Genomic DNA, 22711 nt, shown 5'->3' on the forward strand with positions numbered 1-22711 from the left:
ATTTGAAGTAGTCATAATTCGTCCTCAATGTGTAAACACATTTCAGGACGGGACAGAATATTAAAAAAGGGTTACTCATGATGAGTAACCCTTTTTTGAAATTTTATAAGCCCACTTAAAGCTAATCTTCTAAGCACTAAATATTTGAGATAGCTCTGTCGCACATAGGTGGTACTGACGAGGGCAGTTACGCCACGTTGTTAGCATGCGACGGTACTTTTCTAACATTGGCATTTGGCTATTGAAGTGGTGATCTGCTTTGTCAAATTGAGGGTAAAGTCCTTCAGAATCAACAAGGAAACGCACGTAATGTACGATTTGTGCTTCAGAAGCGATATCGAAACCTAGGAATTGTAGACGACGTTGGTCGACTTCCGCACGCTCTTGATTTGCAAGCATTTTATTCGACTCTTGCATCGCATGGTACATCTCCATAATGTCGATAATTTCGCGACATTCTGCTTCAGTTAAACAACCAAATTCTTTGTTAAGCTCACGCATTTGGAGTTCGTAACCACGTTCTACAATCGTTTGTAGACGCTGGTATTTAGCTGAGTTCTCAGGATCCATTTGAGACATTAGGTAGTATTGATTTGATAGAATTAGACGCTGAGCATTGGTCATTTCCATGGGAGGAACCTCACTAAAAAACTAAATGTTATATTATTTTGTTGCAGTAAGAGTAACAGCATTCCTAAGAGTGGAAACATGATCTCAACACGGATTTAATATGATTTTTTGAATTGATAAACAAAAGTTGTAAAGAAAAGTGAAAGGATTGTTTTAACCAAAAAAGAAAACGCCCCAATCGAAATTGAGGCGTTTGAAATCACTATTAACGTAAGTCTAAATTAGTATTTTACGTTTGAATGGTATTGACTGAGGATAGCAACAATCTCGTCCATTTTTTCTTTGCTTGGCGGATTTGTACCTTCAAGAGGGTAGTCGTGACCCAATGCTTCCCACTTATGAGCACCTAGCTTGTGGTATGGAAGCAGTTCTACTTTTTCGATGTTATCCATGTCCTTAATGAATTCACCCAGAAGATGCGCATCTTCTGGCGTATCTGTGTAGCCAGGAACAATCACATAACGAATCCACGTCTTCTTACCTATTTTGTGTAGGTAGCGTGCAAAATCCAGAGTACGTCGGTTGGATACACCAATGAAATCGTGGTGAATTTCATCTCGCATATGTTTAAGATCCAGCATTACCAGATCAGAGGCTTCTAGTACTTCATCGACCACTTCAGTGTGTTTACGAATATAGCCATTAGTATCAAGACAAGTGTGGATGCCTTCAGCTTGAGCCGCGCGGAAAAAATCACGAACAAACTCAGGTTGTAGCATCGCTTCGCCACCTGAACAGGTGATACCACCGCCAGAGGCTTTCATGAAATGACGGTATGATTTTGCTTCGTTAATGATCTCTTCGACCGTTACTTCCTTTCCGTCATGAAGATCCCATGTATCGCGATTATGGCAGTACATACAACGCATTAAGCAGCCTTGAAGAAACACAATAAAGCGGATACCAGGGCCATCGACAGTACCACAAGATTCGAATGAGTGAATGCGACCAGTTGTAGACATGAGCTATTCTCGTATAGGAATTTATACCGTTTATTTTATTACAAAAACGGTACATAAAATAGGGTCAAATAGTAACTAGGTCTTTAAAAATAAAGGCAATCACCTGTGAAGATGATTGCCTTTATTTAACTTGAAAAGCAGGCGGTGAAAGCCTTTTCTATGGCTAGAAGAAAGCAAACATAGTGATGCCACCAGTACCGTACACTGACTTTGTTGCTTCTTGGTAATCGGGTGTTTTTGCGGTAAGTGCGAAAGAAGCACCAACGTATCGGTTATACCAAGCAACACCAAGTACGGCTGTCGCTTGAATGTTTTCTAAAGTCACATCGTAGATCGCAGGATCTTTGTCATTTTTCTTTGCATAATCATTAACACCGGAACGATCCCCTTCGACAGTCAGGTCATTAAATCGGTAACGCCCTTCAAGACCTGCGTAAGTAAACCAACCTGTATTTGAAGCACCTATCATGCCTGCTTTGAATGGGTTTTCTGTGCTGATGTTCGCTGCGCCAAAGTTGCCGCCCAAGTCAGTACCCCAACGGAACATAAATCCAGTAGAAATGTCGCTTCTAAAATTACCAACGTTGATCTCTGATACGTTAGATATCTCGAAGTCAGTATTCGCTAATGCTTGATTACGCATTAGGTTGAAATGACTTAAGTAACCAAGGCTACCTGCGTACTCATCATCAACTTGATACTTCCAACCCATAGGTTCGTCTGATTTAGTGATTGAGTGAACCAGTTTTTGAGCGTCTTCGGAAAGTGCTCGCTCGCCTGTAGTACCAAACGTGATGTTAAAACGCTGGGCTTGTTGTGGGTTCAAGCTGATGTAGTTGAATTCTGTATGTAGGTAACCTGCGTATGGACGATCATTGGCTGATGGTTTTTCTAATTCAATGTCAGAAGGCGTGTACATCTTGTGACCAATGGTGATTTCCCACTTATCTAAAGAGCTTGCGCCCCAATAGGAAAGGCTCAATGGTTTTACCCAAGCGTATGGCGTAATACTTGACGATGTGTAACCCAGAAATAAACCGTTGGTATAGTCTTGGTCGACACCAAAGATACCATCGTTGTCTAACGCAAAAGTTAACGTAGAGCGTTCAGATGCCAGTGATGAACAAGAGAGGAGAATCAGTGGTAAATAACGAAGGAATTTCATGTAGCGGTTACTCAAAAATGATGAACAGAAATAGTACCGTAGTTTGAGTGGATTTGTAGAAAAAAAGTGAATGCGAGTGTGCTTTTTGTGGCCAATCTAATCTTTCTTGGGGGAGGGGGTATTGATGAGATTTAGAGTAGATATAAAAAAGCCCCGCACATTGGCGAGGCTAATAGTTTTTACTGTCTATTGAGCGTGAGCTTATAGAGACTCAGTAAATGTACGTGCGATTACGTCAGCTTGCTGCTCTGTAGTCAGAGAGTTAAAGCGTACAGCGTAACCAGAAACACGAATCGTTAGCTGAGGGTATTTCTCAGGGTGCTTAACTGCGTCTTCTAGAGTTTCACGGTTAAGAACGTTCACGTTAAGGTGTTGACCACCTTCAATGCCAGCTTCGTGGTGGAAGTAACCATCCATTAGGCCTGCAAGGTTAGCACGTTGGCTATCTTCTTCTTTACCTAGCGCGTTTGGCACGATAGAGAAAGTGTAAGAGATACCATCTTGAGCATCAGCAAACGGTAGTTTACCTACAGACGTTAGTGAAGCTACAGCACCTTTCTCATCACGACCGTGCATTGGGTTTGCACCAGGAGCGAAAGGAGCGCCAGCACGACGACCGTCTGGAGTGTTACCTGTTTTCTTACCGTAAACCACGTTAGACGTGATAGTAAGAACTGACTGTGTAGGGATTGAATCACGGTAAGTCTTAAGCTTACGGATCTTGTTCATGAACGTAGAAACTAGTTCACAAGCAATGTCATCTACACGAGAGTCGTTGTTACCGTATTTAGGGTAATCGCCTTCGATTTCGAAGTCAGTTGCAATGCCATCTTCGTCGCGGATTGGTTTAACAGTCGCGAATTTGATTGCAGACAGTGAGTCAGCAGCAACAGACAGACCAGCGATACCACAAGCCATAGTACGACGAACGTCACGGTCATGAAGAGCCATTAGAGACGCTTCGTAGCTGTACTTGTCGTGCATGAAGTGAATGCTGTTTAGAGCTGTCACGTATTGCTTAGCTAACCAATCCATGAATGTGTCTAGGCGACCCATTACGTCATCGTAGTTAAGTACTTCGTCAGTGATCTTGTCGCCAACTGGGCCAACTTGCATTTTAAGCTTCTCATCAACGCCGCCGTTGATTGCGTAAAGCATAGTTTTTGCAAGGTTAGCACGAGCGCCGAAGAACTGCATTTGCTTACCAACGATCATTGGTGATACACAACAAGCGATTGCGTAATCATCAGAACCAAGGTCAGGACGCATTAGGTCATCATTTTCGTACTGGATAGAAGAAGTATCGATAGATACCTTCGCACAGAAACGCTTGAAGCCGTCAGGTAGTTGCTCAGACCAAAGAACTGTGATGTTTGGCTCTGGAGAAGGACCCATAGTGTATAGAGAGTTAAGGAAACGGAAGTTCGAACGCGTTACTAGCGTACGACCATCAACACCCATACCACCCATAGACTCTGTAGCCCAGATTGGGTCGCCAGAGAATAGCTCATCGTACTCAGGAGTACGTAGGAAACGAACCATACGCAGCTTCATTACGAAGTGGTCGATCATCTCTTGTGCTTGGTCTTCTGTGATTTTGCCAGCAGCGATATCACGCTCGATGTAGATGTCTAGGAAAGTCGAAGTACGACCTAGAGACATTGCAGCACCGTTTTGAGATTTAACAGCAGCTAGGTAGCCGAAGTAAGTCCACTGAATAGCTTCTTGAGCAGTTTGAGCTGGCTCAGAGATATCGAAACCGTATTTCTCAGCCATTTGCTTGATTTGACCTAGAGCACGATGTTGCTCAGAGATCTCTTCACGCAATTGCATTGTAGCAGCAAGATCTTCGCCGTTCTCGAAACGCTCTTGTAGAGAAGCGAATTGAGCAGCTTTGTCTTTCATTAGGAAGTTGATACCGTAAAGTGCAACACGACGGTAGTCACCAATGATACGACCACGGCCGTAAGCATCAGGAAGACCAGTCAGAACACCAGACTTACGACATTTTAGGATATCAGGAGTGTAGATATCGAAAACGCCAGCATTGTGTGTTTTGCGGTATTCTGAGTAGATTTTTGAAACCATTGGGTCAAGAGTTTCACCGTATGCTTTACAAGAACCTTCAACCATACGTACACCACCGTTAGGGATGATTGCACGTTTTAGTGGCTTCTCAGTTTGTAGACCAACGATAGTCTCAAGATCTTTCTCAATGTAACCTGCATCGTGAGCAGTAATGGTAGAGATAACAGAAGTATCGAAATCTACAGGTGCTTTAGTTGCGTTTTCCTGTTTGATACCTTCCATTACCGAAGACCAAAGCTTGTTAGTTGCTTCAGTACCCTCAGAAACTAGGAAAGACTCGTCGCCTTCATATGGCGTGTAGTTCTTTTGAATGAAATCACGAACGTTTACTTCGCTTTGCCACTCACCTGCAGCAAAATCTTCCCAAGCTTTAGCAAATTGCTCTGCCATGACATACCTACCTTTTTAGTAGAAAAAATACGTACATTAACACTGTTGAGCCAGCGCCCCTCGTAAGGGTAGTACACTCTTATTAATAACAATATATATGAGCATATGAGCGTCATATGGTTATATATATTGTCACTACCTTTTATATGTTGTCTTTACTCTATGTATTCAAGACTACGCTAAAAAATTTCTGCAAACCTTAAACTAAATCAATAAATGCCAAAAAAAGTTGAAAAAATTTGAGTGGCAGGGGTTGCCACCCAAACTTTTTTTTAATCCCAATACTACTTTTGTGTAGTAATGAGCATTATAGCCAAGCTTTTAGGCCATATTGACTTTCTAGCATACCAACTGCAAGCATTGCTACTAAACAGATAACTAAAACGCCAACTGGGATTACAATCTTGTCTACAAATGATAGACGCTTCGCACGCTCTTTATCACCAATTAGACCGTTGTTATCAAGAAGCATAGTCAGAGCCCATGCTAATACAGGGTTAACAACCGCTGAACCGAAGATACAGATACCAGCTGCTTGAGAATCCTTTGAATCCTTAACCATTTGCATACCCGCTTCAAGTAGAGGTAGAGATACACCTACAAGTAGCGCAACACGCATCACTGGTGGCCATACTGCAACGTCCATTGGGAAACCAAGAATCGCAACAATAATACATAGAGAACCAAGCAAGATTGCGCCGCCAGGAATTGGACGTTTCGCGATTGCTGCTGGGATCATGTAAGTACCCCAAGAAGAAGTGATGTTACCACCACCAACCGCTGTACCTACCATTTGACGCACAGAACACATAGTCATAGTGTCATCAACGTCCATCAGAACTTTTTCAGACTTTTTAGGGTAGTTTAGTTCTTGGAAGATACGGTGACCTAGGAAATCTGGTGACCACATCGCTACCGCTAGGATTGCAAATGGTAGAGAAGCGATGAAGTGTTCAACGTTTGGCAAGCCAAGCATCCAACCTTCAGAAGTCGAACCCCACCAGTAAACTGGGTTTAGGTTTGGGATACCCATTTCAGTTTCGAATACGATATCGAAACCAGCGCCCAATGCTAATGCAATAGCAAGGCCTGTGAATGCACAAACTGGGATAGCTAACCAACGCTTGTTCACTTTTGCTAAGAAAGCATAGATAGCAATAGTAATAGCAAGAACGATTAAACCAACGTAACCCATGCTACCCGCTTCAACAGTAGAAGATTGAAGACCAACCGCCCATGCTTGAATCGAGTTAATTTGGCTCATGGTACCCGTTAGGCCTAAGAAAATGAGCAAGCCACCAGCGGTACCTTCCGAAGTCAGGTTAACCAGCTTGGAGCCGCCTTTTAGGAAACTTAGGATTAGACCGAAGACACCGATAAGGATAGCCAATGCAAGAGGGTGAGCACCAGCGAGAGCGATGGTACCAATAAGAGGAATCATTGGGCCGTGGTTACCGGCAAGGTTTGCTTTCGGGTTGAAGAAACCAGAAGCAAGGATACAGAACAGCAGTGCAGGAATCAGCATTTCTACACGAGCAACTTCAATCGCGAAGTCTTTACCTAGGTTTACGTGATCCCAAGCTTGAGTTAGGCCATCAGCCCAAGACATCATTACTGCAGAGTACATCGCGATGATACCGATGGTACCAGCAAGTGCAGGAACAAGATCTTCAAGTTCAAAACGGAAATCACGGCCTGGAAGGTTTAGGCCAAAACGACGAGGCTTCATGATTTGAAGTTCGTGATCTAAGTAATCTGAGCGGCTCTCAAATTCAGAAGCAGGGCGGTGTAGCTCTTTATAGCTTTTCTCTTCTACTTCAGAGTTCGCATTATTCACAACGTCTGACATAGATTCCTCATATTTTTATGTTAGTAATTCTAAAATTGAATTATAAAATTTCGCGTAATTGCGTTATTTCTTAGTTATAACTTATTAATATTATGTTGCACGGATTTGATGTGCTTTATGCAGCTAAGTTAAAAGAAATGTTTGGCATTTTTAATGCCTTATTCTTTGCTGCTGAGTCTAACAAGCTTACCCTTTAGGGTGATTGATCTTGATCACTTTATGAGTTTATGTGAAAGAAAGCTACAAAACGAAGCGATTCATTAACGTACCGTTGATGAATTGTGTAATTAGTTTTCACAAATTGACGTTAGCTATCTTCTTCATGCCTTGCTCTACATAGCATCAGCCGGATACCTCTGACTTACTGAGTGGTTTTACTATTAGCAACTGGTCTCTTAGTTGCCTATGAAGTTTTAACCACTCAACGGCCTTTAAATGACGTTCTCGTATAGTGAGTTTGGTGTACTACTGCGGGTGTTAGATTTTGTCGGAAGCGCAGTTTTTAAGTTCACAAAACGTGTTTTTCTTGTGAGGCATCAAGCTACGAGAATCTCATTTTGATTAACTTTATTTAAACAATGTCAGAGTCGCAATTACAGCTTGTTGATACGTTTCATTCAATAAATTGAGACTAAAACGCTATTCATTGCATAATAAGTCAGAGTTAATCGCTATTTATTCTCAATTATTAGGTTAATAATTTGTTGCATGTTGTTTCGTGTGGTGCTAGTTTGTATCGCATGAAAAGGTCGGAGTACCTTGCATTTTCACAAACTTGGGAGAGAAAGCGCATGAAAGATGTACCAGCGCTGGACATAAAGGATTTACACAAAACGTTTGGTCAAAATGAAGTTTTAAAGGGAATTTCACTTTCTGCGCATAAAGGCGATGTAGTATCGATTATCGGATCTTCAGGGTCGGGTAAAAGTACTTTCCTTAGATGTATCAACCTTTTAGAGACGCCTACTGCTGGCGAGATTTGGGTTAATGGTGAATTAATTCAAATGAAAAATAACCGCCAAGGTGTTTCTGTTCCTGCCAATGAAAAACAAGTACAGCGAATCCGTTCTCGCTTAGCAATGGTTTTTCAGGGTTTCAACCTGTGGTCTCATCTGACCGTTCTCGAAAATGTTATCGAAGCGCCTGTTCACGTCTTAGGTGTACCTAAAGCACAAGCGATTGAAAATGCTGAGCTGCTACTGAAGAAAGTAGGGCTATATGAACGCAAAGATTACTACCCGGGTCATTTATCTGGCGGACAACAACAGCGTGCTGCGATTGCAAGAGCGTTAGCGGTTGATCCTGAAGTAATGCTATTTGATGAACCAACATCGGCACTTGATCCTGAGTTAGTAGGGGAAGTACTTGGTGTAATGCGCGATCTAGCAGAAGAAGGAAGAACCATGCTTGTGGTAACACATGAAATGGCTTTTGCTCGTGACGTATCAAATCATGTGATGTTCTTACATCAAGGCTTGGTGGAAGAACAAGGCGATCCAGCTAAACTGTTTACTGAGCCTGAATCTGAGCGATTACAACAATTTATCTCATCGATTTACTAATCAGAATTGAAATGCTGTTGCTAAGGTAAATGGCGACAGTGTTAACAATGAAACACAACAAGTAAGTTAATAAGTAACAACAAACACAATATTAAAATTAGCAAAACATAAAAACCTAAATCACAGGAGTAGGGATATGAAAAAGTGGTTATTAGTCGCGGCACTTGCTGCAACTGCTGCAACGGGCGTAGCTCAAGCAAAAGAATGGAAAACAGTACGTTTCGGTATTGAAGGTGCTTACCCTCCATTTAGCTGGACAGAAGCTGACGGTTCGCTGAAAGGCTTCGATGTCGATATGGCTAACGCGCTTTGTACTGAAATGCAGGTGAAGTGTAAGATCGTTGCACAAGATTGGGATGGTATTATTCCTTCTCTGCTTGCTCGTAAATATGATGCGATCATTGCGGCAATGTCTATCACGGAAGAGCGCAAGAAAAAGATCGATTTCACAGGTAAATACGCACTTATCCCGAACAAGTTCATCGCTAAAAAAGGTGCAGGCCTTAACTTTGATGATCTAAGTGGTCAAAAAATTGCCGTTCAACGTGCAACAACTCACGACAAGTACCTAACAGATAACTACGGCGACACAGTAGAAATCGTTCGTTACGGTTCATTTGACGAAGCTTACCTTGATCTAGCTAACGGTCGTGTTGCTGCTGTACTGGGTGATGCATCTGCTCTAGAAGAAGGTGTACTAAACAAAGCGGGTGGTGAAGACTACGAGTTTGTTGGTCCATCACTAACTGATCCTAAGTGGTTCGGTGAAGGTTTTGGTATTGCTCTACGTAAGCAAGACAAAGATCTGACTAAGCAATTAGATGCTGCAATCCTTTCACTACGTGAAAAAGGCATCTACCAAGATATCGCTGCTAAATACTTCAACTACGACGTATACGGTAAGTAATCTTTAGCGTCACTTCTTAAGGGAGAGGCTCTCCTCTCCCTGTCTTACCAACTTTTTCGCAGTTCTGTTGGAATTCATTATGTTTGATTTACAAGGATATGAAGCGTCGATCCTGAAAGGGGCGGTGCTTACAATCGAAGTTGCCTTACTGTCGCTAATTTTAGCTATGGTTCTTGGTATGCTAGGTGCCTTAGCTAAACTCGCGCCTTATCGCTGGGCTCGTGCAATTGCAACCCTCTACACAACCGTTATTCGAGGTATACCCGATCTCGTATTGATGATGCTAATTTTCTTTGGTGGACAAATCCTTTTAAACAACAGTTTGTATTCCATCAATGAGTGGCTCAATGAGTGGTTCACATCAAGTGACCCTAACCACGAATGGACCGCTTACCTACCTGATTATATTGATGTCAGCCCATTCATTGCCGGTGTCTTAACGATTGGCTTTATCTTCGGTGCTTACATGGCTGAAACCTTCCGTGGTGCAATAATGGCTGTCGACAGCGGTGAGATGGAAGCGGCAAAGGCCTATGGCATGGGCCCTGTCTTAGCATTCCGTCGTATTCTATTACCGCAAATGATTCGTCACGCATTGCCGGGGTTTGGTAATAACTGGTTGGTTTTACTAAAAACTACCGCGCTGGTTTCTATTATTGGCCTTGAAGACATGGTACGTGTTAGCGCTCTGGCGGCGGGTTCAACCAAAATGCCATTTACCTTCTATATGACGGTGGCAATCATCTTCTTATTCTTCACCAGTGTTTCGACGGGCTTACTTAAGTTGGTTGAACGTAAATTCAGTATCCACGCGAGGTAGTTATGGACTTTTCATTGATAATTGAAAGCCTGCCGATTTACCTTGGTGGTTTGTGGACAACGGCTTGGATGGTTTGTGTCGCTTTGATTGTTGGCTTATTCGTAGCCATACCATTAGCTATCGCTCGCAATAGTCCAAATATGCTGATTAACGCTCCGGCTTGGTCGTTCATTTATTTCTTCCGTGGTACGCCGTTATTGGTGCAGTTGTACCTGATTTACTACGGTATGGACCAATTCTTCCCAGTAAAGGATACACTATGGGAAAACGCGTGGTTCTGTGCTTTAGTTGCGTTTATTCTGAACACATCAGCATATACCGCAGAGATCATTCGTGGTGCTATTAATGGCTTACCGAAAGGTGAAGTTGAAGCAGCAAAAGCGTATGGTATGAGCACACCCAAGACATACCGCCGCATCATTTTACCAAGTGCTCTACGTCGTGCATTGCCGGCTTACAGTAACGAAGTTATCTTTATGCTTCATGGTTCAGCGGTAGCAGGTATCGTAACCATTATGGATCTAACTGGTGCTGCACGTTTGGTCAACTCTCGTTACTACGCTCCATTCGAGTCTTTCCTAACTGCAGGTCTATTCTACATGGCGCTAACGTTTATCATCATTGCGATTTTCAAATTCGCAGAGAAGCGTTTCCTTGCTTACCTAAGACCGTTAAGTTAACTCTACGATACAGATTTTCTTAGATAAACGGCGCTCTTGTAGCGCCGTTTTTAATTTCAATTCAATTGTTCGGGTTCTAATAAGTTTAAGTGGTATTTGTTAAATTCACTCCATAAATTACGAACCCATTAGTCGAATCAATTGACTTCATTAAACCCATAGATACACTTGCTCCAATTTTTTTGAGTGTCGTATAACAATGAAAAAAAACATCTTATCTTTGTGTCTAATTTTGCCGTCGTCTCTACTACTTTCTGCATGTGGTGGTTCTAGTGATTCCGCTCAACCTCCGAGTAAAACGGAGGTACAAAAAGCGCTTGAATCCGGAGATGCATCCCTTGTATCTAATGCCAATGAGTTTATTGACGCCAGCCAAACGCTCGTTGCCCAATACAAATCTGATTACAGTCAAATTAAACAGTCTCTGTCTAAAAATTCAGACGGCACGCCGCTGCGCAATCTTCATTGGGATCCAACACACGATGCCGCGATCATCTTCCCAACTTACGGCTTCAACGATGTCATCCTGAAAACCAATAAAGCGATGCAGAGTGGATATACTGACCAAGAGCTTGCGATTGGTATTGCAGGTTATACATCGAGCGGTAGTCGTTACGCTGCGTTAGCAAGTAACCCATTTCGAACTAAGCAACGTTCAACGGATTCAGTCAACGCAGAAATGGAAGTGTGGTTGAAAAACTTGGTGGGTTGGGCATCTGGCACAAGTTCACCTAAGAATGTTGTCTTGGCTCAGATGGATCAGTCTTATTATTTTCCTGATGACAAAGCAACGCGAAACTGGCTAACGAGCAACATCAATCCTTCGATGGTTATCAATGATGACAACGCCTGTGACGGCAGAAAATTAAGCCAATGTATTGAAACGAACAACCCTGATTTATTGATTTTGTCTCAAAAGTTAAATGATGGTGACGAAATTAACGATGTAATGACGGGGTTACGTTTGGCGTTCAACAAAAAGATTCCCGTACTGTACTTGCATCTTGATGGCGGTATGACGGACTTAGGCAACGCACTATTTGCAGAAATGCATATGACGTATGTTGGTGATAACTATTGGCGCAGGCTAGGGCTGTCAAATTGGGATTCAACGCAACTGATTGATCGCATGCCAGATAATATCGTCAAACAACAAGCACTTTTACAGCGCCTGAAACTCGATAGTTTCACTGTTGACTTAAATTTATGTGATGACAAATCTTGCCCAGATGAGTCCAACATGGATGAAGAGTTCTATAAGGCAGCGAACAGTATTCGTTCACACCTAACGACGCTTGATAGCAAAAAAATTGATCTCTTTGCATCCAAGAACTACGAATATGAAAAGCTGTTACTGCTACTTGCTGATCGCTACCGACAAGACGTTAAGTACCCAATGGGTAAAGACGTAACAGATAGAATCGACTTTCTTCGGTCGTATTACAGTGATTACGCGACATACAACACTCGACAACATAACGCAGCACAGCCGAGTTTAGGGAACTTCAGTACCAAGAACTTTAAGAATGTCCCTCTCATCACCAAGATTATTACTTTAGAGTCAAAGAAAAACTTCCGTGCGGCGGGTGTATATGCCTTACCGGGTAAGACGATCAAAGTGACGCGATTAGATAATAACAAAGTGGCAACGTCGATTGCCCTTAACACACTACGTAGCGGTGCGACTCATGAGTTTTCGGGTAAAGACGGCTATGCAAGACCGAAGTTTTTGACTTCGGTAACTTACCCCGTAAAACATGGAGAAACGATATACCTGACCTCTGCCTATGGCGGGACATTACAAGTTCATTTTGATACCAACGATATCGATGTAGAGCTGCGTTTTGAAAATGTTGCCCAACACCCTGTTTGGCGAAGTAAAGCGGACAACGATAGCTTTGTCGCGCAGCTCGAAGAAGGTAACTTTGACTGGGCTGAGTTGGTGACTCCCGGATTTGAAGTTCACTCTAAACTAGACAAGATGAAAGAGTCTATCGGAGCTTCTGATTGGGCACAGCCGCATGATATGGCTCTCGCCACAGAGCGTTACGTACACAACCTTCCTCATGCACTTGCGGGTTTCAAAGGGCCAGGAATTGATGAAATTGCTGAAATACACCAATACGGAGAGGCAAAGGGCTGGGAAATTGCGAACATTGATATTGTAAAGCACATGAATGCCGATCAAGCGACTTGTGGTTACGGTTGTTCAGGAAACCCTTACGATGCTTATTGGTCTTTTCATCCTCTAGGGCATGGTGATTTGCACGAGCTTGGTCATGGACTGGAAAGAGGGCGTTTTAGATTCTCTGGGTGGGAAGGCCACTCAACAACCAACTACTATTCGTATTTCAGTAAATCAAAGTATTACAAAGATACGGCAAAGGTATCGTCTTGCCAAAGCCTAGACTTTAAAGGGCAGTATCAACTTTTACAGCAGAGCCGAACTCAGCCAGATCCAAACGCTTTTATGGCGGCTCAAAATCAAACGGGTTGGAGTTGGGGGGCTCGTATGTTCATTCAAATGATGATGTTGACTGAGCAGCAAGGTGTATTGAATTCAGGTTGGCATTTACTAGGGCGCTTACACTTGATTGAACGCGAGTTTAATCGCTTGAAAGCCAGTGATACTCTTTGGAACAACGGTAAAGGCTCTATTGGTTTTTCTGATTACACCAAACAAGAAGCCGAAGGCATCACCAACAATGACTGGATGCTTATCGCATTAAGCTACGTAGCAGAAAGGGATATGAAGCAATACTTAGATATGTGGGGATTCAGTTTCAGTGATAAAGCGAAGCAACAAGTCACAGCTCTTAGTCTAAGTAACATGCCTTTGACATATTTTGCATCGTCTAATCAAGGCTATTGCTTAGATGAATTTGCTAAGACGCCGTTAGATGTTGACGGCACGACCGCTTGGCCGCTTAATTAGGTATATGGCAGATAGAGTCACGAAGAAAAAAGAGAGGAGATATTAACTCCTCTCTTTCGTTATTCGCTTCTGGTTAGCCTAGTGAACACGATTTACCAGCTACTTGATATGGCTAAGTTCTGTTACCTAAAAGTAACTACTTAAACGTCGACCAAATTGGCGCGTGATCTGACGGTTTTTCGATGCCGCGTAGTTCGTAGTCGATGCCCGCTTCAGTACACTTGTCAGCAAGCTTCTGAGTCGCAAGTACCACATCAATGCGCAGGCCGCGGTTGTCCACGAAGCCTTTTGAGCGGTAATCAAACCATGAGTATTGATCGTTCACTTCAGGGTGTAGCAAACGGAAGCTGTCCACAAAGCCCCAGTCCATCAATATTTTCAACCATTCGCGCTCTTCTGGCTGGAAAGAACATTTACCTGTTTTCAACCAACGTTTTGCATTAGGTTCACCAATACCGATATCAATATCGGTAGGGCTGATATTAATGTCGCCCATCACAATCACTTGTTCATCTTTGTTGTGGTAATCGTTCAGGTACGTCATTAAGTCTTTGTAGAACTGGCGCTTGTACGGGTATTTGGTTTCATGCTTAATGTTGTCGCCTTGAGGGAAGTAACCATTTAGCACAGTGATCTTCTCACCATTGTCGTCTTCAAACGTCGCCATGATCATGCGTTTTTGATGGTCTTCGTTGTCTGTAGGAAAGCCTTTTTGTACCGAAATTGGCTCTTGCTTACAAAGCATCGCCACACCGTAGTGAGCCTTTTGACCGTGGAAGTAGACCTTGTAACCCATAGCTTCAACATCGGCTAGTGGGAAGGCTTCATCGTGCACTTTGATCTCTTGTAGACCAATCACATCAGGTTGGTGCTTATCGATAATAGCTTGAAGCTGATGAAGACGGGCTCTAAGGCCATTGATGTTGAAGCTAATTACTTTCATTTGTTTTTATACCTCTCGTAAACCCTTGTGATTGCTTGCTTTTCAAGGGCTTGCTGATTTGGTGGGTTTCATGATTAATCGTATTTAAGCATGCTTAATAATTTCTGTCGCCATTTTGTCGCCCCTAAATGGCGACAAAATGGTGTGAATACTCACTTTTACGCAGAATCTACTGAGTCTTTAGCAAGTCTAAAAAGAACGCGTATTCAAGTGCGTCTTCTTTTAATCGCTTAAATCGACCAGAAGCGCCACCGTGACCGGCTTCCATATCGGTTTTGAACAGCAGCACGTTGTTGTTTGTTTTCATCTCACGCAGCTTCGCCACCCACTTCATGGGTTCAAAGTATTGTACTTGTGAGTCATGCAAGCCTGTTGTTACCAACATGTTCGGGTAGCTTTGAGCCTTCACATTGTCATATGGTGAGTAACCTAGCATGTAATCGTAATAGGTTTTATCGTTCGGGTTGCCCCATTCGTCATACTCGTTGGTGGTAAGAGGAATCGATTCGTCAAGCATGGTTGTGACAACGTCCACAAACGGAACATGTGCTCCGATGCCACAGTACAGTTCTGGTGCTTGGTTGATGATTGCGCCCATCAATAGACCGCCAGCAGAACCACCAACGGCGAACACTTTATCTTGTGCGCCGTAGCCTTCTTCAACTAGCCCTTTGGTTACATCGATAAAGTCGTTGAACGTGTTTTGCTTGGTTAGCTTTTTGCCGTCCTCATACCAAGGGCGCCCGAGCATCTCTGAACCGCGGATGTGAGCGATCGCAAAAACAAAACCTCTATCCAGTAGGCTTAGGCGAGTTGAGCTGAAGGTAGGTTCGATCGTAGATCCGTAAGAGCCATAGCCGTATTGGTAGATTGGGTTAGTGCCGTCTTTCTTGAATAAATCTTTGCGATAAACCAGAGAGACAGGTACTTGCTTACCATCGCGAGCCGTTACCATAATTCGCTCTGATTGGTAGTTATCCGCTTCGAAATCACCCAATACAGGTGTTTGTTTCATGACTTCGGATTCTCCTGAACTTAGGTCGAAATCATAGTAAGTACCTGGTGTGGTTAAGCTGCTGTAATAGACGCGAACTTTTGAGTTATCTAATTCATAGTTACTTGTTAGGTAAGCAGCAAAAGCAGTGTCGTTAAATTCAAGTGGGAACTCTTTCCCTGTTGAGAGTTGACGAACTTTCACTGTAGACAAGCCATTCGCACGTTGCTCGTAAACCAGATGGTCATCAAACAGCTCGAAGTCAACAAGCTGAGTATTCTCGTCAGCAGGAATGACATCGACCCATTTAGAGCGGTCATGCATCTCTTCAGCAGTGACTTTCATTAAACGGAAGTTGACCGCTTGGTAGTTGGTGTAGATGTAGTAACAATCACCTAGCTTAGCGATGCTGTACTCGATACCCGTTTCTCGTGGGTAGAAAGCTTCAGCTTTAGCGTTTGGGTTGTTGGCATCTATGACTGAAACACCGCTGGTTTCTGTACTCGAGTGCCAAATGTAGACCTGTTCACCATCTTTGCTTTTACTTAAAGAGGTGTAATAAGCGCTATCGGCTTCTTCGTAGATTAGCTCATCGCTTGTTTGAGGTGTGCCTAACACATGGCGGTAAACTTGATAACCAAGTAATGTTTGTGGATCTTTTTTGATGTAGTAAAAGGCTTGGTTGTCGTTTTGCCATGCAATAGCGCTCGAAGCTCCTTCAATTTCATCTGTTAGGTATTCACCTGTCGTGAGGTCTTTAATCTTGATGGTGTAAATACGGCGGCTCAGCGTGTCTTCGCCATAGGCCAACAAGTTTTCGCTTGGGCTGATCGTTAAGCCACCAATACTGAAAAATTCATGGTCTTTTGCTAGTTCGTTAACATCTAAGATGACTTGCTTGTCTGTACCTAAAAAGTCATTTTCACGCAAGTGAACTGGGTATTCGTTGTCACCTGTGACTTCATTCGAGTAGTAGTAGCTGCCTTTGCGAACTGGAACCGAATGGTCGTCTTTTGCGATTCGGCCTTTGATCTCTTCAAATAACTGTTCTTGTGATGCTTCAGTGTGTTTCAGCACGGCCTCTGCGTACTGGTTTTCTTGCTCAAGATGCTGCAAGATCTCTGGGTCTTGGCGCTCATCATCACGCATCCAGTAATAACCATCGATTCGGGTATCACTATGAATCGTCATTGCATGAGGGACTTTCTTAGCTACGGGAGCTTGGGTTTGATGTGCGATGAGTTGCGATGGAGAGTTGTGGTCCATGGTTGTTATTCCTTGATTGCTGCATCCGGCGACAAGTGCGGCCGATACGGCTAATGTGGTTAAAGCGAAACGCATCTGTATATCCTATTGTGTACCTTACTCGTTTTAATGCCAGCATCCTTTAGTGGTTAGTTTTCTTCCAGTGATGTTATTTATAATGGGATTCTGGATTGGTACTTTCAGCGTAAGTGTCTGTTATTGTTTTCAATAAATCAAAGTAATGTTTAATGGAATCGATGGTAGATGTGAGCTGGGGGAAACGTGCAATGAAAAAGGGACATACTTTTCAGTCTGTCCCTCTTCGTTGTTTGAGCTGAGGTAGAGTTTACTTTAGATAGCCAATGGCATTTCGTTTGAATGGTCAGGTTTACGATTAACCCAACGTAAACCAAGCATGGCGATGAATGACATTGCAATCATCAAGCAACCGAGCGGAAGTTGGTCTTGAGCTGGGAAGAACGAGGCCAGTAGTGTTGCGATGCCAGCACCTAGATTTTGCATACCACCCAAAATTGCACCTCCAGTACCTGCGTGGTACGGGAATGGCGAAAGCGCCCCTGTTGTTGCCGCCGGGAATAAGATACCAGCGCCCAAAAAGTAAATCGTAGCACCACCGATCAAAGTTAATGCTGTTGTTTGACTAAATAGACCTGGTATCAACACCACGGTAGACCCTACCAAGATAGCAACTAGTCCAACATTCAGAGCGCGGCGCTCACTGCTACGTTGTGCGATGTAACTGGATAGGCCAGCACCGACTAAGTAACCTGGAATGGGTAATACAAACAACAAGCTTACTGTGGTTGCTGGCAAGCCAAGTACTCCGCCAAGTAATACACCTGCCGCAGCTTCAAATACCGCTACACCTGCAAATGTTGCGACCAATACCAATAAGAAACCTTGGAAACGTTTGTCAGATAGAACGAACTTGTAGCTGTTGGCAACCGATTCATGTTTGCGTCGTTCTTTTGGCAGAGTTTCCATCATGCTCGTCATCATGGTGATCACCACTGCGATACCAAACAGCGCCAGGAACAAGTAGCTAGAACGCCAACCGAAAGCTTCTGTTAAGTACCCACCTAATACAGGAGCCATCAATGGTGAGAAAATCACACACATGCTAATTAAGCTGTTTGCGCGGTGCAGTTCTGCGCCTTCAAAACAGTCGCGAGTCAATGTACGAGACATCGCACCACCACAACCGATGCCCAAACCTTGTATAAAGCTACCTGCTAAAAACCATTCATATTCGTGAGCAAACAATGCCACCAAAGTACCGATGATGTAGATGATCAAACCGACGACGATGATTGGTTTGCGACCTAGGCGATCAGAAAGTGGACCGTATGCAAATTGCGACAGACCATAAGGGATCAGGTAGCACGCCATCACAGCTTGAAGCGAAGATGCTGAAACCAAGAACTCACCCGCCATATGACCGATAGAAGGCACGTACATCGTTTGAGTCATTTGACCCACGGCAGTCAGGATAGCGATTAAAAAGGTAAGTTTCGCTAATGGAAACGAGGCGGACATTTGCGTATCTCTCCAAAAATTAGGACGTAAAAAGTCTTGGCGTTCCATTAAGGAGAGCCAAATAAGTAAAGTAACCTGGGAATCTAGGCGCGAGATATTAGAGATTGAGCGTCTACTTAGCAACCAAAAAGTGTGAAGTTGATCAAGATAAAATTCTATAGCTTGGATTATAAAAACTAATCCGAATTTATTGAGGTTATAAAATAAAAAGGAGTCATAGGCTTCCTTGAAATGTTGCAACTGCTCTGAAGCAATTTGCGTTATTCATGACCGGAAGCTTAGGCACAAAGAAGCCTAAGTCTGACAAGCTGAAAGCTCTTGAAATCAAAGCAATAACAGACAAAATACACGATTTATTAACATTTCTATAAACTTTCGTTTTATATGCACGTAATTTGTGCTGTAATTATCCGCTAAGCTATTCGTCTAACTCATTCACATTGTGCATAGCAGTTTGTTACTAATGTGATGGTTACGGTTATGGAAGTCTTTTGGCTTAAATAAGGATATTAAATGCGCTCTCTATCAGTACAGTGGAAAATAACCCTCTTAGCAGGTTGTTGTTTAATCATTACGTCACTGTCTCTCATTGGTTTCTCGATCTACAACGCGACGAGCAATCAACAGGTCATAAAATCTCAAAGCTCAGAATCAGTGATTAACAAAACTCAACAGTTGTTGGCATCCGTTTCTCAGCTTAATGCTCAGGAAACTCAACGTTATGTCGATGAAGCTATTTATCGAGCAGAAATGTTGGCTTCTAGTGCTCAGTTTCTAAAGAACAACGCAGACGAAAACTTTACCCCAAGTGAAGAGCTTCGTACTGCGTTAGATGAAATGGTTCGTCGTTCCGTTTTGAACTTTGATTCTATTCAAGGGGCTTACCTAGTCTTCAAGCCCGATTTACTTGATGCTGAAGATGCGAATTATGTCGATGCGGATTATGTCGGCTCGAATGAAAGAGGGCGTTTTGCTCCTTATTGGAAGGTCGCAGATAATGGTGAGAATGTTCTTCCAAACGTGTTATCAGAATCAACATTGAGTGATAACAGCAATAGCGAACGCTTTTTCTGTCCTTTGTCATCTGGACAAACGTGTATTAGTACGCCAAGAGTTGTGAGTAGCGGTGGTCAAGAACTGCTTACGTCTTCGATTTCGGTGCCTATCATCGTTGATGATGTGGCGATTGGTTTTTTGGGCATCGACTTAAGGCTCGATGGTTTAACCAATGTTGTCACTCAATCGGATCAAAGCTTGTTTGAAGGTGCAGGCGCGGTTTACGTCGTTAGCTTAGACGGTTCCGTTATCGCTTCTGATGATCAAAGTATTGCGGTTGGTTCGAGTTTTCAAAGCAACAATACAAGTAGTGATCTAATGACGGACTTTATCTTTGGTGGCGAAGTCACGACTCAATGGAGTGAGAATGGTGAGTGGTTACTCGCATTTGCACCTGTTGTTGCCGCCAACCAAACTTGGGGTGTGCTGTTTGAGATTCCAAGAGAGAGTGTGGTTGCTGACGCGAATCAATTGGATGCCATTATTAGTACTAAGCTAAGTGAAGGTATTAAGACTGAAGTGATTGCGGGTATTAGCTTTATTCTTTTCGGTCTAGCGATCATTGCTTTTGCTTCACTGTCCATTGTTAAGCCTATTCGACAGGTGGTTGAGAGACTGAACGATATTGCTTCTGGTGAAGGTGATTTAACGCAACGCTTGGAAGTGAAATCTCAAGACGAAATTGGTCAGTTGTCACAAGGGTTTAACCTGTTCTTAGACAAGCTTCAACACACGATTAAAGAGGTGATTCAGACCACTGAGCAAGTGGCGAGCACGACAAGCCAAGCGAAGGCCTCGGCATCAAGTACTCGTGAAAGTAGTGAGTCTCAGTTTAAAGAAGTGGATCTTGTGGCGACCGCGGCAGAAGAGATGACTCAGACTTCGGGCTTAGTGGTACAAAATGCTGAAATAGCCGTTGATGCCGCTTGTGAAGCGAATCGTTCTGCTCAGCAAGGCCAACAGGTTATCGAACTTTCTGCCGGTGAAATGAGAAAGCTGGTGGATCGTATGTCGAGCGCCGTGCCTATTGTTGAAGAGTTGGCTAAAAATAACGGTAACATCACTGAGATCTTAAGTGTGATTGAAGGAATCTCTGAGCAAACCAACTTACTGGCATTGAATGCCGCGATTGAAGCGGCTCGTGCAGGCGAACAAGGTCGAGGTTTTGCTGTCGTTGCTGATGAAGTAAGAAACCTTGCGAGCCGAACGCAGTCATCGGTTGGTGAAATCAGAGCTGTGATCGACAAGGTCCACGCGGGCACTCAAGATGTCGTTGAAGCGATACAAGAAGGTAATATTCTCGCTAACGACACGGCATTACATGTTCAAAAAGCGGTCGAAGATCTGGGTTCGATCTTTACTTCTATAGAAGCGATCAGTGATATGAACAACCAGATCGTGAGAGCGGCAGAAGAGCAACAATCGGTTTCCGGTGAAGTGAACCAAAGTGTCGTTAATATCCGTGATTTGAGTGCGAAGATCTTGGATCAAGCCGCAGCTTCTGAACAAGTGGGTAGCGAAATTGATCAACTGTCCCAACAGCAGCAGAAATTGGTTAATCAGTTCAAGGTTTAGTCTAGTTGTTCACTGTATCGCTTTTAAGCTTAGTTAACAATTGAATAGAAAAAGGGACAAATGAAGATTTCATTTGTCCCTTTTATTTTTCTTGGGCTCTAACGCTTTAGGGCTTGGCGATATCCGCGAAACCGATGAACGAAGTTAGTCTTCGATAAACCAGTAACCTTTATTCACCAATTCCGTCACGACGGTTACACCTGAAGGAGAAAGGTTAGTTGTTGAGTTAATTACCGAATCATCACACAGTACGTTTAGTAGCGAAGAATCAGCCTGTTCAACTTTAACGATTTCCCCATTGATGTAAGCTGTGTTGCTTTCATTCTCATGGTATAGCGCCTTTAACCCCGATACTCGACAGATCTCGCCTTCTGACTCTAAGTGTTGGGCGATTTCTTCTTCAGTCCATAATGGCTCAGGAGCGACGATATCTAGCTGGTGGCGTGATTGGCTTAGCAGACACCCCATGAATTCACTGATGGTTTCAGGTTGCTCTAGTGCAGATTTCAACATGTCGGTGAGATTGCTTAAATCCGATGAACGAATTTTTCCGTAGCCTTCTTGCGTTTTGAACTCTGGGTCATGCAGGTGAACATCACCCATATCATGAGCAAGTACAAAGTCGGCAAAGTTGCTGATCAGCTCTTGTTCTTTAGGGGAGCGGTAGCCAATAGAGTAGCTCATTGACGGCTCTAACGTGTTCCCTTCATGCGGGAAACCTGGTGGGATATAAAGGATATCGCCCGGCTCTAAAGTTTCATCAATGATCGGGTCAAAACCTTCGATTTGACGAAGTGCAGAAGCTTGAACGGTCTCTTTGTATTGGCCAATATCTTTTGCGCCGACTTTCCACTGGCGTTTACCTTGGCCTTGAATGATGAATACATCGTATTGATCAATATGGGGGCCTACGCCACCTTCTGGTGCTGAATAGCAGATCATTAGATCGTCGAATAACCAGTTTGGTAACGCTTGGAACGCTTCAGTCAGCTGATTGGCACCCTGATGCCAGTGGTTAGCCGCTTGAACGATCAATTGCCAATGTGTTTCAGTGAGTTCGCCAAACTTCTCTTCTGAGAATGGACCATGTTCTGCAGTCCATTGATTGTCGAGGTTAGAGACAAAGCGAGAATCCACTTCTTCTTCCATCGATAAACCAGCAAGTTCTTCCGGCGAAATTGGGTCGACGAAGTTTTGGAAGCCACCTTTCAAGATGGTTGGTTTTTTATGCCAGTAGTTTTCAAGAAATTCGGGCATAGAAAAGCTAAGTTGGTACATGTGAATCCTGTATGTTTTTATGCTAGATGCTAGATGCTAGATGCTAGATGCTAGATGCTAGATGCTAGATGCTAG

General features: G+C 43.3%; 15 protein-coding genes. 6 read left to right on the forward strand and 9 right to left on the reverse strand.

Annotation, left to right across the window (positions count from 1 at the left end; translation table 11 throughout):
• Positions 1 to 129 precede the first annotated feature (129 nt).
• The 5 genes from ACED59_RS22110 to ACED59_RS22130 form a co-directional block, all read right to left on the reverse strand.
• A complete protein-coding gene (locus tag ACED59_RS22110; protein ID WP_017097695.1) occupies positions 130 to 630 on the reverse strand; it encodes a YfbU family protein in 501 nt (166 codons plus the stop codon).
• A 221-nt stretch (positions 631 to 851) separates the two neighbouring features.
• On the reverse strand, positions 852 to 1592 hold the full coding sequence (gene pflA / locus ACED59_RS22115; RefSeq protein WP_009846312.1) for a pyruvate formate lyase 1-activating protein: 741 nt from the start codon (positions 1590 to 1592) through the stop codon (positions 852 to 854).
• 163 nt (positions 1593 to 1755) lie between these two features.
• A complete protein-coding gene (locus tag ACED59_RS22120) occupies positions 1756 to 2757 on the reverse strand; it encodes a lipid A deacylase LpxR family protein (RefSeq protein ID WP_029223911.1) in 1002 nt (333 codons plus the stop codon).
• 201 nt (positions 2758 to 2958) lie between these two features.
• Complete coding sequence (gene pflB, locus ACED59_RS22125) at positions 2959 to 5235, reverse strand: formate C-acetyltransferase (protein WP_012603590.1); 2277 nt, start codon at positions 5233 to 5235, stop codon at positions 2959 to 2961.
• A gap of 307 nt (positions 5236 to 5542) precedes the next feature.
• The gene (locus tag ACED59_RS22130; protein WP_009846317.1) at positions 5543 to 7084 is read right to left on the reverse strand and encodes a DUF3360 family protein; all 1542 of its coding nucleotides are present in this window, start codon (positions 7082 to 7084) and stop codon (positions 5543 to 5545) included.
• 791 nt (positions 7085 to 7875) lie between these two features.
• On the opposite strand from ACED59_RS22130, the gene ACED59_RS22135 reads away from it, so the two are divergent.
• The 5 genes from ACED59_RS22135 (at position 7876) to ACED59_RS22155 (ending at position 13988) form a co-directional block, all read left to right on the forward strand.
• Positions 7876 to 8646, forward strand: a complete 771-nt coding sequence (locus tag ACED59_RS22135; RefSeq protein WP_004736532.1) for an ABC transporter ATP-binding protein — start codon at positions 7876 to 7878, stop codon at positions 8644 to 8646.
• Between the two features lie 136 nt (positions 8647 to 8782).
• A complete protein-coding gene (locus ACED59_RS22140; protein ID WP_009846319.1) occupies positions 8783 to 9553 on the forward strand; it encodes an ABC transporter substrate-binding protein in 771 nt (256 codons plus the stop codon).
• A gap of 79 nt (positions 9554 to 9632) precedes the next feature.
• Positions 9633 to 10373 carry an ABC transporter permease gene (locus tag ACED59_RS22145; protein ID WP_012603591.1) on the forward strand — a complete coding sequence of 247 codons (741 nt, stop codon included), beginning with the start codon at positions 9633 to 9635 and terminating at the stop codon, positions 10371 to 10373.
• A 2-nt stretch (positions 10374 to 10375) separates the two neighbouring features.
• Positions 10376 to 11053, forward strand: a complete 678-nt coding sequence (locus ACED59_RS22150; RefSeq protein WP_017097697.1) for an ABC transporter permease — start codon at positions 10376 to 10378, stop codon at positions 11051 to 11053.
• A 199-nt stretch (positions 11054 to 11252) separates the two neighbouring features.
• Entirely contained in the window at positions 11253 to 13988 is a 2736-nt protein-coding gene (locus tag ACED59_RS22155; protein ID WP_017097698.1) for an ImpA family metalloprotease, read from the forward strand.
• 136 nt (positions 13989 to 14124) lie between these two features.
• On the opposite strand, the gene xthA is transcribed toward ACED59_RS22155, so the two are convergent.
• The 3 genes from xthA to emrD form a co-directional block, all read right to left on the reverse strand.
• Entirely contained in the window at positions 14125 to 14931 is an 807-nt protein-coding gene (gene xthA, locus ACED59_RS22160; protein WP_017097699.1) for an exodeoxyribonuclease III, read from the reverse strand.
• A 169-nt stretch (positions 14932 to 15100) separates the two neighbouring features.
• Positions 15101 to 17191, reverse strand: coding sequence for a S9 family peptidase (locus tag ACED59_RS22165; RefSeq protein WP_009846324.1), 2091 nt, complete (start codon positions 17189 to 17191; stop codon positions 15101 to 15103).
• Positions 17192 to 17521: 330 nt separating this feature from the next.
• Positions 17522 to 18727: a multidrug efflux MFS transporter EmrD gene (emrD, locus tag ACED59_RS22170; protein WP_029223912.1), complete on the reverse strand. Its 1206-nt coding sequence runs from the start codon at positions 18725 to 18727 to the stop codon at positions 17522 to 17524.
• Positions 18728 to 19240: 513 nt separating this feature from the next.
• On the opposite strand from emrD, the gene ACED59_RS22175 reads away from it, so the two are divergent.
• Positions 19241 to 21358: a methyl-accepting chemotaxis protein gene (locus tag ACED59_RS22175; RefSeq protein ID WP_017097702.1), complete on the forward strand. Its 2118-nt coding sequence runs from the start codon at positions 19241 to 19243 to the stop codon at positions 21356 to 21358.
• A 144-nt stretch (positions 21359 to 21502) separates the two neighbouring features.
• On the opposite strand, the gene ACED59_RS22180 is transcribed toward ACED59_RS22175, so the two are convergent.
• On the reverse strand, positions 21503 to 22636 hold the full coding sequence (locus tag ACED59_RS22180) for a cupin domain-containing protein (RefSeq protein ID WP_017097703.1): 1134 nt from the start codon (positions 22634 to 22636) through the stop codon (positions 21503 to 21505).
• Positions 22637 to 22711 lie beyond the last annotated feature (75 nt).

Source organism: Vibrio sp. FF266 (assembly GCF_041439695.1).
GTDB classification, from domain to species: Bacteria; Pseudomonadota; Gammaproteobacteria; order Enterobacterales; family Vibrionaceae; genus Vibrio; species Vibrio tasmaniensis_A.

Excerpts from the sequence above, each read along its gene's own strand:
- ACED59_RS22150 (WP_017097697.1), top strand. The coding sequence starts at position 10,376 with ATGGACTTTTCATTGATAATTGAAAGCCTGCCGATTTACCTTGGTGGT.
- ACED59_RS22110 (WP_017097695.1), bottom strand. The coding sequence starts at position 630 with ATGGAAATGACCAATGCTCAGCGTCTAATTCTATCAAATCAATACTAC.
- pflB (WP_012603590.1), bottom strand. The coding sequence starts at position 5,235 with ATGGCAGAGCAATTTGCTAAAGCTTGGGAAGATTTTGCTGCAGGTGAG.
- ACED59_RS22180 (WP_017097703.1), bottom strand. The coding sequence starts at position 22,636 with ATGTACCAACTTAGCTTTTCTATGCCCGAATTTCTTGAAAACTACTGG.
- xthA (WP_017097699.1), bottom strand. The coding sequence starts at position 14,931 with ATGAAAGTAATTAGCTTCAACATCAATGGCCTTAGAGCCCGTCTTCAT.
- pflA (WP_009846312.1), bottom strand. The coding sequence starts at position 1,592 with ATGTCTACAACTGGTCGCATTCACTCATTCGAATCTTGTGGTACTGTC.
- ACED59_RS22175 (WP_017097702.1), top strand. The coding sequence starts at position 19,241 with ATGCGCTCTCTATCAGTACAGTGGAAAATAACCCTCTTAGCAGGTTGT.
- emrD (WP_029223912.1), bottom strand. The coding sequence starts at position 18,727 with ATGTCCGCCTCGTTTCCATTAGCGAAACTTACCTTTTTAATCGCTATC.
- ACED59_RS22165 (WP_009846324.1), bottom strand. The coding sequence starts at position 17,191 with ATGGACCACAACTCTCCATCGCAACTCATCGCACATCAAACCCAAGCT.
- ACED59_RS22145 (WP_012603591.1), top strand. The coding sequence starts at position 9,633 with ATGTTTGATTTACAAGGATATGAAGCGTCGATCCTGAAAGGGGCGGTG.
- ACED59_RS22135 (WP_004736532.1), top strand. The coding sequence starts at position 7,876 with ATGAAAGATGTACCAGCGCTGGACATAAAGGATTTACACAAAACGTTT.
- ACED59_RS22120 (WP_029223911.1), bottom strand. The coding sequence starts at position 2,757 with ATGAAATTCCTTCGTTATTTACCACTGATTCTCCTCTCTTGTTCATCA.
- ACED59_RS22140 (WP_009846319.1), top strand. The coding sequence starts at position 8,783 with ATGAAAAAGTGGTTATTAGTCGCGGCACTTGCTGCAACTGCTGCAACG.
- ACED59_RS22155 (WP_017097698.1), top strand. The coding sequence starts at position 11,253 with ATGAAAAAAAACATCTTATCTTTGTGTCTAATTTTGCCGTCGTCTCTA.
- ACED59_RS22130 (WP_009846317.1), bottom strand. The coding sequence starts at position 7,084 with ATGTCAGACGTTGTGAATAATGCGAACTCTGAAGTAGAAGAGAAAAGC.